The sequence below is a fragment of the Cyanobacteria bacterium GSL.Bin1 genome (genome assembly GCA_009909085.1).
Taxonomy (GTDB): domain Bacteria; phylum Cyanobacteriota; class Cyanobacteriia; order Cyanobacteriales; family Rubidibacteraceae; genus Halothece.
Map to the genome: position 1 here is coordinate 61,053 of JAAANX010000044.1, position 10,851 is coordinate 71,903.

General features: G+C 45.7%; 10 protein-coding genes. 7 read left to right on the forward strand and 3 right to left on the reverse strand.

The window, feature by feature from the left end:
* The first annotated feature begins 214 nt into the window (after positions 1-214).
* Positions 215-421 (forward strand): type II toxin-antitoxin system HicB family antitoxin, encoded by a 207-nt coding sequence (locus tag GVY04_04465; protein ID NBD15408.1) that lies wholly within the window; start codon positions 215-217, stop codon positions 419-421.
* A complete protein-coding gene (locus tag GVY04_04470; GenBank protein ID NBD15409.1) occupies positions 418-630 on the forward strand; it encodes an addiction module toxin, HicA family in 213 nt (70 codons plus the stop codon). Before GVY04_04465 ends, GVY04_04470 begins: the two co-directional genes overlap by 4 nt.
* A gap of 63 nt (positions 631-693) precedes the next feature.
* On the opposite strand, the gene GVY04_04475 is transcribed toward GVY04_04470, so the two are convergent.
* Positions 694-1,878, reverse strand: coding sequence for an NAD(P)H-quinone oxidoreductase subunit H (locus GVY04_04475; protein ID NBD15410.1), 1,185 nt, complete (start codon positions 1,876-1,878; stop codon positions 694-696).
* Between the two features lie 165 nt (positions 1,879-2,043).
* The gene (locus GVY04_04480; GenBank protein NBD15411.1) at positions 2,044-3,744 is read right to left on the reverse strand and encodes a DUF3352 domain-containing protein; all 1,701 of its coding nucleotides are present in this window, start codon (positions 3,742-3,744) and stop codon (positions 2,044-2,046) included.
* Between the two features lie 135 nt (positions 3,745-3,879).
* Here GVY04_04480 and GVY04_04485 point away from each other — a divergent pair, with 135 nt between their 5' ends.
* The 5 genes from GVY04_04485 to GVY04_04505 all read left to right on the forward strand — a co-directional run bounded on the left by GVY04_04485 (position 3,880) and on the right by GVY04_04505 (position 8,527).
* Positions 3,880-4,230 (forward strand): rhodanese-related sulfurtransferase, encoded by a 351-nt coding sequence (locus GVY04_04485; protein NBD15412.1) that lies wholly within the window; start codon positions 3,880-3,882, stop codon positions 4,228-4,230.
* Positions 4,231-4,257: 27 nt separating this feature from the next.
* Complete coding sequence (gene hrcA / locus GVY04_04490; protein NBD15413.1) at positions 4,258-5,331, forward strand: heat-inducible transcriptional repressor HrcA; 1,074 nt, start codon at positions 4,258-4,260, stop codon at positions 5,329-5,331.
* A 98-nt stretch (positions 5,332-5,429) separates the two neighbouring features.
* Positions 5,430-6,401 (forward strand): protochlorophyllide reductase, encoded by a 972-nt coding sequence (locus GVY04_04495; GenBank protein ID NBD15414.1) that lies wholly within the window; start codon positions 5,430-5,432, stop codon positions 6,399-6,401.
* A 139-nt stretch (positions 6,402-6,540) separates the two neighbouring features.
* Positions 6,541-7,773: a PilT/PilU family type 4a pilus ATPase gene (locus GVY04_04500; protein NBD15415.1), complete on the forward strand. Its 1,233-nt coding sequence runs from the start codon at positions 6,541-6,543 to the stop codon at positions 7,771-7,773.
* Positions 7,774-7,783: 10 nt separating this feature from the next.
* Positions 7,784-8,527 (forward strand): circadian clock protein KaiB, encoded by a 744-nt coding sequence (locus GVY04_04505; protein NBD15416.1) that lies wholly within the window; start codon positions 7,784-7,786, stop codon positions 8,525-8,527.
* Between the two features lie 138 nt (positions 8,528-8,665).
* Here GVY04_04505 and ligA read toward each other — a convergent pair whose 3' ends face one another.
* Positions 8,666-10,702, reverse strand: a complete 2,037-nt coding sequence (gene ligA, locus GVY04_04510; GenBank protein NBD15417.1) for an NAD-dependent DNA ligase LigA — start codon at positions 10,700-10,702, stop codon at positions 8,666-8,668.
* Positions 10,703-10,851 lie beyond the last annotated feature (149 nt).

Consider the following 10,851-nt stretch of genomic DNA (forward strand, 5'->3'; position numbering starts at 1 on the left):
GGAAAAACGAATAATTAATAATTATGTAATAGCAAATTGGGACAGATAAATTAAGTCAATGGGAAGAGTAAAAGACAAGGGAGAAGTTTTAAGCAATAGCGAATCAGCATTGTAGATGTAGCAGCGATTAATCAATTTCATATAAAATAGAAATAATTATCTTGTCCAATAAACTTGATTGATCGGCTCATTGAAACTTGGGAGACACTCAACTATGAATTACACTATTGAAATTGAACAAGAAGAAGATGGAAGAATTATTGCAGAAGTCATTGAGTTACCGGGTGTATTAGCTTACGGAAAAACAAAAGAAGAAGCAGTTCATAAAGTACAGGCTCTAGCTTTGTATGTTATTGCAGATCGATTAGAACATGAGGAAGAAACTTCGCAACTATTAAATCTTTCTTTTGTTGCAGCATGAGTCATTGGAAAGCCACAAAAGCTAAAGATGTTTTAGCATCACTTCTTCGCATCGGATGGACAATTAAAATACAGAGAGGCTCACACAAAATTCTAGAACGTCCAGGTTGGAATAATTTCGTATTTGCCTTTCATGACGGAGAAGAAATTGGACCGAAAATGCTATCAAGGATTGCGAAATCAACAGTATTAAAGACAGAAGATTTATAAATTTTTGAAAATCAATCTCCCCTTCACGATCAATTGTGAAGGGGAATTTTTAACCTCAACCGATCAACGATCAACAGATCCCATGATGATGTCGATACTCCCTAAAATTGCCATAATGTCAGCAACTTTCATTCCTTTTAAGAGGTGAGGGAGAATTTGTAAGTTGTTAAAGTCGGGCGCCCGAATTTTCCAACGCCAGGGGAAGACATTATCATTACCGACTAAAAAGATCCCCAGTTCTCCTTTTCCGCTTTCGAGACGAACGTAGTGTTCTCCTTCGGGAATTTTGAACGTGGGAGCCATTTTTTTGGCAATATATTGATAGTCAAAGTCGTTCCACTGAGATTTTTTCCCTTCTGCCATGCGACGGGCTTCTAGGTTCTCGTAAGGACCACCGGGAATGTTAGCACAGGCTTGACGAATGATTTTTAGGGATTCTCGCATCTCCCGCACCCGTACTAGGTAACGGGCAAGACAGTCACCGGCAGTTTCCCAATGAATATCCCAATCAAAATCGTCATAGCATTCGTAATGGTCAACTTTGCGTAAGTCCCATTTCACCCCAGAACCCCGTAACATGGGACCCGATAAGCCCCAATTAATGGCTTCTTCACGGGTGATGACACCAATGCCTTCAATGCGACGACGGAAAATGGGGTTATTGGTGATTAGCTTTTCGTATTCATCGATTTTATCTGCAAAGTAATCACAGAAATCGATACATTTATCTAGCCAACCGTAAGGTAAATCAACGGCAACGCCACCGACACGGAAATAGTTGTTGTTAATTAAGCGGGAACCACTGGCTGCTTCCCACAGGTCATAAATCAGTTCCCGTTCCCGGAAAATATAGAAAAACGGCGTTTGCGCACCCACATCTGCTAAGAAGGGTCCTAACCACAGTAAATGGTTCGCAATCCGGTTCAGTTCTAACATGATCACACGGATATATTGAGCGCGTTTGGGCACTTCAATATCTGCAAGTTGTTCCGGTGCGTTGACTGTAATCGCTTCGTTGAACATTCCCGCTGCATAGTCCCAACGACTGACATAGGGAACATACATGACGTTAGTGCGATTTTCGGCAATTTTTTCCATGCCGCGATGGAGATAGCCGATGACGGGTTCACAATCCACCACATCTTCCCCATCAAGGGTAACAATGAGGCGTAGGACGCCGTGCATTGAGGGATGGTGTGGTCCCATGTTTAACACCATCGGCTCGGTTCTCGTTTCGATCTTTGCCATAGATCAGGGTTTCCTTGTTGTTTACGTTCTGCGCGTTTTACGATTCATTCTGCGATGCTTCTTGAAGCGATGGCTTTGCCGGCGCCCAAAGCGCATCGCGCCACGGCATCTTTAAAAATATTTCATTCTCTTAACTATTATAAAGAGCAATGTCCCTTCTCACCGTTACCGTCGAGAGGTAAGTTGTAAGAACAGAGTCGCTTTTCTAACACCATCTTCGGTTCCTTGGCTAGCAAGGGATAACACCTGAAGGTGGTCAAACAACGGTTTTCCGGCAAGTTCAATGACACGGATGAGGGGAAATTGCTGTTCGAGAAGCGGTTGACTTTTCTCCCAGTCGAGATAGAAGTAACCATCGTTTTCGGTGGGTAAGGGCGCGATCGCGCGTTGAAACCCTTCGCTGTTCACCAGAGAGGTTTCTCCTTTCTGAATGGCCTGGGCAATGGCTTCGAGAGAGGTTCCTAAAACCTGATAGTTATCAATTTCACTGTGGATTCCTTTCACTTCCGCATTCAAGCGCACCGGTTTTTCTTTGGGGTTAAAGTCCACTTGTGATAAGGGTTCAATCACTGTCCAAGCCGTCACTTTCTGGTTACCAAGATTTAAATTGCCCACACTATAACCGCCCTCTTTTGCTTGTTCATCCAACTGCTTAATTACAGTTTTAGCTTCACTTTCCGCAACTTCTTCGGCTACAAAAACCCAATCCCCTTGTTTAGGATTATCTTGGGGTAACAACGCGACCGCATATTCCCCTTTCACCCAAGGGAAAATTTGATCCGGGATTGAAATTCCAAATCGTTCCTGTAAACCAGAGGCAAGTTGTTGTAATACTGTTGCTGTGGAATCATCCACGGCTAAGTCATTGAGGCTGTTCCAGAGTTGATTTAAGTCCAGACCTGCCGCTGTGAGGACACTCTCGGTTGGGAGATAGTTCAAAGCGTTAACCGGCTGGGATAAAGCAGGACGACGATTTTCTTCGCCCCCAACTCCTAACAAAGCTGTTTGCGCCGTTAAGCCATCGGGGGTGATGGAAAAACCAGCGGTGAGGGTCGGTTGATTATCTTGTAAGGGCAGCGCCGGTTGCTCAGCAATCCAAGCCGCAACTGCAGGTAAATTCAAGTAAAGTTGACCAATACGGGGATTGGTAATCGTTTTCTGTGCTTTTTGGTAAGGAATGGCTTGTTCTAAGCTCAAACTGGGCACTTGCACATTATTAATCGCTTCCCGCAATACTTTCGGATGGTTGGCAAATAGCACATGATTGCCCACCACGGCACTCGCTAACGCCCCCGCATTGGGATCAGGATTTTTCTGCAAGGGGCGACGATAAGTAATGTTCACCCCTTTATAGCGTTCAAAGACCAGATCCGTATTGGGAGAGACCGCTTGTCGCGAATAATAGGCTTGGAGGAATTCGCGGGCCAGTTCTTCATCATCGGTAGTGGTGACTAGGAGATAGCCCGGTTGCACGCCGTTTGCACGATCGCGATCAAAATCAAGCGCCGTTACCGCAAGGGTGACTTCCTCCCCCAGCCACGGTTTGATATCTTGGTCATAATCCAGTTGCCGACTGGCGAGGAATTGGGATTTAATCCGATCTAATTCTTGACGTGAGCGCGATCGAATGCGGAGTGGGGCACGGAGTTGACGATAAGCCTCTAAGCGTTCTACATCCACCACCAAAGAAGCGACAACGGGTGCTTGCTTCGGTACAAATTGGGCAGCGGTTGGCGCTTTGACAACACCGCCATCCCGATACACCAGTGGACTTTCCTGTAACAACCAATTCAGACTAACCCCGAATATAGCAAGGAAAATAATAGAAAAAGTAACTAAAGTCAGTAAAAAAGAGCGAAACTTCATTATAAGTCAGCAGTCATGATTAACTTTTCTCGCATTTACTATTATTTCAGGAAGAGGGCGTTGCTTTGACCTCTGACTTTAAGAATTCCTGCAAAATGTCAAGATAGAAGAAACATTCGTGTAATTAAGTGCAAGATGGCTGATACTCCTTTCCAACAAATCTCCGTTGAAGAACTCGCAATTACGCTACAAACTGATGGTGGCGAAACCGTGCAATTAATCGACGTGAGAGAACCGCAAGAAGTAGCAACCGCAGCAATCCCGGGCTTTATCAATCTTCCCTTAAGCCAATACGAACAATGGGCCCCTCAGATTCACAATTGCCTTGATGCTGAAAAAGAAACCTTGGTGATTTGTCATCACGGTATCCGTTCCGCCCAAATGTGTTACTGGTTGAACCAACAAGGCTTCAGTCAGGTTAAAAACATCATTGGTGGGATTGATGCCTATGCCCTCGCCATTGATTCGTCCATTCCTCGTTATTGAATTTTTATTTGAAAGATGCCAAAAACCATGCGCCTTAAAGAACGTCATCAGAATATTCTGTCTGCAACAATCCGTCATTATGTTGCAACCGCAGAACCGGTGAGTTCTAAAACCTTGGTGAATGAATATGATTTTACAGTGAGTTCCGCGACAGTGCGTAACGCGATGGGATGGTTAGAAAAAGCTGGCTTACTCTATCAACCGCATACCTCTGCCGGACGCATCCCCTCAGACTCTGGATATCGCACCTATGTTGACCAGATCATGTTACCGGATCAAGCCCTACGGGAACAATTGGATCAGTTATTGAGCAATGCGATTAAAGAAGAAGTGGGCAGTTTAGAAGCGCTGCTGTATGGGGTTGCGCAACTGTTAGCGACTCTAAGCGGGTATATGGCGATTATTACCTTTCCGCAGCAACAAACGTCTTATTTACGTCATCTGCAATTGGTTCCCCTCGACAATCAGCGCATTATGCTGATTATTATTACCGACTCCTATCAAACCCAATCAGGATTAATTGAACCACCGCCTCGCATTGCAGAAAAATTAGCAGCTGGGGAAGGGATTGAAGAGGAACTAGAAGTTTTGTCGAATTTCTTGAATCAAAAGCTACAGGGTCAACCTTTATCGGAATTAGCCCAGTTAAAAGCAACGGAATTAGAAAAAGAATGGCAGCAAGATCAGACTTTCTTACAAGAGATTTGCCAACAACTGATTCAACGCTGTCAAACTCGTCCCTCTTCCCAAATTTTAGTGCGGGGGATTTCAGAAATGTTACGGCAACCGGAATTTTCCCAACTGCAACAAGTTCAAACTTTACTGCACTTGCTAGAAGCTGAACAAGATCGCCTCTGTTCAGTCATTTTCAATCGGGTGGAAGCAAGGAGTCAAGAAGGAGGCGTCACTGTCCGTATTGGTTCAGAAAATCCCCTAGAACCGATGCAAACTTGTAGCTTAATCTCAGCCAATTACTATCAAGGAGAATTCCCCAGTGGCAGTGTCGGACTCATTGGTCCGACGCGAATGCTCTACGAAAACGCGATCGCGCTGGTGGAAGTGGCAGCGGACACCCTGTCCCAAGCCCTAACAAAAAATTAATAATTGTTGTCTTCCTGCTGATTCCTCCCTTTACTGACGGTAAAATTTGAACACAAATCAGATAACAACTTGATAATTCTTAACGGAGTCAGAGCAACATGGCAGATAATCAACATTCCACAGTTGTGATTACTGGGGCTTCATCAGGAGTGGGTTTATACACGGCAAAAGCACTCGCCGATACCGATCAATGGGATATTGTTATGGCGTGTCGCGACTTAGAAAAAAGCGAAAAAGCAGCCCAAAAAGTGGGAATCCCTAAGGATCGCTACACCATTATTCCCCTTGATTTGGCTAAATTTGATAGTGTACGAGAATTTGTCAATAATTTCCGTGCCACTGGTAAATCTCTCGATGCGCTGGTGTGTAACGCAGCCGTTTATATGCCAATCCTCAAAGAACCAAAGCGTAACCCGGATGGCTATGAACTCACCGTTGCCACGAACCATCTCGGACACTTTCTGCTCTGTAACTTAATGCTAGAAGATTTGAAACAATCCGGTTCTCCCGATCCCCGACTGGTGATTCTGGGGACGGTTACCGCTAACCGCAAAGAACTGGGCGGCAAAATTCCCATTCCGGCCCCGCCTGACTTAGGGGATCTCAAAGGATTGGAAGAGGGATTCAAGCCGCCGATTGCGATGATTAATGGCAAAAAATTCAAACCGGGGAAAGCTTATAAAGACAGCAAACTATGTAATGTGCTGACGATGAAGGAACTACACCGACGCTACCATGATGCAACAGGCATCACCTTTAGTTCTCTTTATCCCGGTTGTGTTGCCGAAAGTCCCCTCTTCCGCAATCATTATTCGCTTTTCCAAAAAATCTTCCCCTGGTTCCAAAAGAATATCACTGGCGGTTATATTTCTGAAGAAGAGGCTGGCAAACGGGTGGCTGCTGTCGTCAAAGATCCAGAATATAAACAATCTGGTGCCTATTGGAGTTGGGGCAATCGTCAGAAAAAAGATGGCAAATCTTTTGTCCAAGAAATGTCTCCAGAAGCGACAGATGAAGCCAAAGCAAAACGGCTGTGGGATCTCAGTGCCAAACTGGTGGGACTAGAGTGATTATGATCCTTGCGGTGACTATGCTGACGATAAATTAACCTTAAAAAGTTTTCTCAAATCACTGCCTACGGATAACAAAAGTCAATATCAGTGGCAAAATAGGGACTTAGAATCCCTTGAACTGAGAAAACGTGTAATTATGGTTCAACAACCGCAATCTTATCCTGGTGCGACCTCACCCCCACCCCCACCTCGCGCTCCCCGAGAGCAAGATATTCCAACCCGCCAACTCACCCAGCAAGCTTCCTCTTCTCCTTCATCCCCTGAGAAGGCCCCGTTGCAGCCGCGGCAAAAACCTGCTCCCGCTCCAGGACAGCCCACACTGGCTGCAATTGTCAATAAAGCCTATGAGGAAGGTTTTTCCGATATTCACTTGGGCGTTGGGGAAATTCCTCGCTTCCGTAACCGAGGAGAAATGGATTATTCCGATTATCCGAAAACCGATCGTCAGACCTTTATGAGTTGGTTGCAGGAAGTGCTCTCGGACGCAGAAGTGGAGAAATTCCAGAGTACCCTTGAGTTTGATGGGGCAACCCAATATGACTTTGCCCGGGTGCGGATTAATGTATTTGATACTCTTAATGGTCCGGGAATGGTCCTGCGACTGATTCCATTGAAAATTTTGACGCTGGAAGCGTTGAAATTACCCCCGGTGTTTAAAGATATTTGCCATTATCATAAAGGTATGATTTTGGTGACCGGACCCACGGGCTCCGGTAAATCCACAACTTTGGCGGCTATGGTGGATTACATTAATCAAGAGATGCCAAAGCATATTATTACCATTGAGGATCCTATTGAATTTGTCCATCGCAGTCGCAAAGCTTTGATCCGTCAGCGGGAAGTGGGAATGCATACCTTGGAATTTGACAAAGCGCTGAAAGCCTCTCTGCGGGAAGACCCAGATGTAATTTTAATCGGTGAGATGCGCGATCGCGAAACGGTCAACACTGCTCTCAAAGCAGCGCAAACCGGTCACATTGTCATGGGAACCTTGCACACCAACAGTGCGGTAAAAACCCTGGAGCGGATTTTGAGTCTTTATAACCCAGAAGAACAACCTGCGATGCGAGTTGCCATTGCAGAATCCCTGGTTTCGGTCATCTCCCAAGGGTTATGTCGCACGACTGATGGCAAGCGGGCTGCTTTCCACGACATTCTGATCAATACCGAAACTGTCAAAGAGTATATCCGAGATGGCAAATACGACGAAATTACTGAATTAATGGTTGATGGAGAATATGATGGCATGATCACCATGAATAAATCTCTCTATCAACTGTATCAGGAAGGACGAATTAGCGAAGAAACCGCTCTGGAGTGGTCGCCTATTCCCAATGAAATGGCGCAAATGCTCCGCGGACGAGTTTAAGCAATCAACAATGAGTGAAGATCAATCCTATAAAGGTATTGCTTTATTTACACCAGGGGGAGATGTCATTTATGGCTTTGATGCCGATAAAAGCAAACGCTGGCATCTTGATCTTTGTGAAGGGTTACAAGAATTACTGGGTCTTCCTGAATCTCCCCATTTTCTTGTGCCGGCTTATACCGCAACCCTGGATCAGTGGTTTGATCCCACACGAAACAGAACCCAAGCCTCTTGTGAAGTTTACCCCTTAGTCCAACGCTATCAACCGCTACTGAATGCAATTTTTGGGATTCAGCAGCGGTGGACGGTATTACCTTGGCAAGAAGGGTACGGTGACCCGAGAATTATGGAAACCTATCGCGAACAATTTCCCCAACTCTGGGAACATCATAATTTAGTGGTGAATTTAGAGTCACTGCGATCCAATCTTCGCTTTGGTGATCCTTCGAGTGAATCGAACACAGCTGAAACAACTGAAAATGCCCCAACAAGCTACATTTTGCGCTTGTTTGTATCCGGACATTCTCACGGAACAACCGAAGCTTTGACAACCTTGCATCGCTTGTTAGAACGAAAACTGAGCAATTCTTACACCTTAAAGGTGGTAGATATTATGAAGCATCCGGAACAGGCGGAGTTGAATCAGGTATCGGCAACTCCTACCTTGGTACGCCTCTATCCCGAACCCGTGCGCCGGATTGTCGGAGAATGGGATAACGTTGATCGCATTCTACAGCTGATTGCAACGCCCTAGGAGAAGTGACAAAATGTTTTTCAGATTGATTTTGAAGAAAGGGGAGACAAGGAAGACAAGGAGATTTTTTTATTGCCTGTTGCCTAATGACCAATGACTAATGACTAATGACTAATGACCAATGACTAATGACTAACACTAAATTAAATCTGCTTCCGTCAGTATGGCTTGGAATTCCTCTTCTGTTAGTTGCGGAATATTAAGTTCTTCTGCTTTCTTTTGTTTTGACCCGCCTTTTTCGCCGATTAAAACGTAATCCGTTTTAGAACTGACAGAGGAACTGACTTTTCCGCCGCCGCGTTCAATGAGTGCTTGAGCTTCACTGCGAGTCAACCCACTCAGTTTGCCCGTCAGCACAAACTTTTTCCCAGCAAAGATTTGGGCAGCAGTATCAGAAGCAGATGTTTCTGGAACGTCTGAGTGGAGATTCAGCCCAGCATTTTGTAATTGTTGGACAAGGGCTTGATTGGCTTCGATTCTAAACCATTGATGAACTGATCGCGCAATTTCATCGCCAATGCCTTCTACCGCTTTTAAATCTTCCACACTAGCTGCTGCTAACTGTTCCACAGTCGGGAAATATTCTGCTAACGTTTCGGCATTGACTTTCCCCACATAGCGAATCCCTAAGCCATATAAGACGCGGGACCAAGGCTGGGTTTTCGACTGCGCGATCGCGTTAACCAAACTACTCGCCAGTTGTTTGCCCACCCGTTCCAACTCGGTTAATTGCTCAACCGTTAAGTGATATAAATCTGCGACGGATTTGACTAAATCCTGACTGACCAGATTTTCAACCAGCTTCTCCCCCAATCCATTAATATCCATCGCATCCCGAGAAGCCCAATGCACCAGACTCCCACGTAAAATCGCTGGACAAGAGACATTCACACAGCGCGTAACCGCTTCCCCTTCTGGGCGCACCAAAGGTGATCCACATTCTGGGCAATGTGTGGGCATCATAAAGGGTGCTGCCTCTTCCGGGCGTAACTCAGGTAACACGCGGACAATTTCCGGGATGATATCCCCCGCTTTTCGCACCACTACCGTATCGCCAATGCGGACATCCAACTCCTTGATAAAATCAGTATTGTGCAAGGTTGCCCGTTGCACCGTGGTTCCCGCCAGAGAAACTGGTTCTAAATGAGCAAGGGGGGTAACCGCGCCGGTACGCCCGACATTGACGGTAATGGCTTTTAACTGGGTGGGGGCTTCTTGGGCCGAAAACTTCAGCGCGATCGCCCAACGCGGAAACTTTTGCGTAAATCCCAGTTTCTGCTGCAGTTGATAAGAATTAATTTTGACCACGACCCCATCAGTTTCGTAGGGGAGTTGGTCTCGTTTCTCTTCCGATTCTTGGAAAAATGCGCCCACTTCCTGCAAAGAGTGACAAACCGTCCGCTTGGGATTGACTTTAAATCCCATCTCTTCTAGAAGATCCAACGATTCAGCTTGGGTCGTCGGTTGAATGGGGGAATTTTCATCAACGATATACAACGTGTAAGCAAAAAAATCGAGCTGACGCTGGGCGACCACTTTCGGATCGAGTTGTCTTAATGTCCCTGAGGTTGCATTCCGCGGATTAGCAAAGAGGGCTTCTCCTTTCTCGGTACGGGCTTGATTAATTTTTTCAAAGGTTTTCCGGGGGAGAAATGCTTCTCCTCTCACTTCCACTCGCGCCGGTGACTGCTCTAAATTTAAACGTAAGGGAACCGTGCGAATGGTGCGGACATTATTTGTAATCTCTTCTCCCGTTTCTCCATCCCCCCGCGTCACGGCACGGACCAAAATTCCATCTTCATAAGTTAAAGCCAGGGCATTCCCATCAATTTTTAACTCACAAACATAATCGACTGCCGTTTCGTCAGGAACTTGATTCTGCCAACGGGCAACCCATTGTGCCAATTCTCCCAAATCAAAGGCATTTTCCAAACTATACAGCGGAATATTATGCTTGACTGATTCAAACCTTTCAGCAACACCACCTCCCACGCGCTGGGTTGGACTATCCGGTGTCACTAACTCTGGATATTTTTCTTCTAAGGCTTGCAACTCGCGATAAAGCCGATCATACACTTCATCTTGCATAATCGGATTATCTTGCAAATAATAGGCATAGTTAGCCCGTTGCAATTGGCGGCGAAGTTGATTCACCCATGCTTCTGTCTTATTCACGGCTTTTCACTGGTGATTGGTTCTTCGAGAATTCACAAAATAGCCAAAACTTTTCAACAAAAGATCCGTGGGACTCCCCCACCTCGGAACAGGTGGGGGAGGAAAGCGGGTGAGTCGATACCGCTCGATGCGGTTGAGACTCACATTTT

Excerpts from the sequence above, each read along its gene's own strand:
- GVY04_04470 (NBD15409.1), top strand. The coding sequence starts at position 418 with ATGAGTCATTGGAAAGCCACAAAAGCTAAAGATGTTTTAGCATCACTT.
- GVY04_04465 (NBD15408.1), top strand. The coding sequence starts at position 215 with ATGAATTACACTATTGAAATTGAACAAGAAGAAGATGGAAGAATTATT.
- GVY04_04475 (NBD15410.1), bottom strand. The coding sequence starts at position 1,878 with ATGGCAAAGATCGAAACGAGAACCGAGCCGATGGTGTTAAACATGGGA.
- GVY04_04495 (NBD15414.1), top strand. The coding sequence starts at position 5,430 with ATGGCAGATAATCAACATTCCACAGTTGTGATTACTGGGGCTTCATCA.
- GVY04_04485 (NBD15412.1), top strand. The coding sequence starts at position 3,880 with ATGGCTGATACTCCTTTCCAACAAATCTCCGTTGAAGAACTCGCAATT.
- GVY04_04505 (NBD15416.1), top strand. The coding sequence starts at position 7,784 with ATGAGTGAAGATCAATCCTATAAAGGTATTGCTTTATTTACACCAGGG.
- hrcA (NBD15413.1), top strand. The coding sequence starts at position 4,258 with ATGCGCCTTAAAGAACGTCATCAGAATATTCTGTCTGCAACAATCCGT.
- GVY04_04500 (NBD15415.1), top strand. The coding sequence starts at position 6,541 with ATGGTTCAACAACCGCAATCTTATCCTGGTGCGACCTCACCCCCACCC.
- GVY04_04480 (NBD15411.1), bottom strand. The coding sequence starts at position 3,744 with ATGAAGTTTCGCTCTTTTTTACTGACTTTAGTTACTTTTTCTATTATT.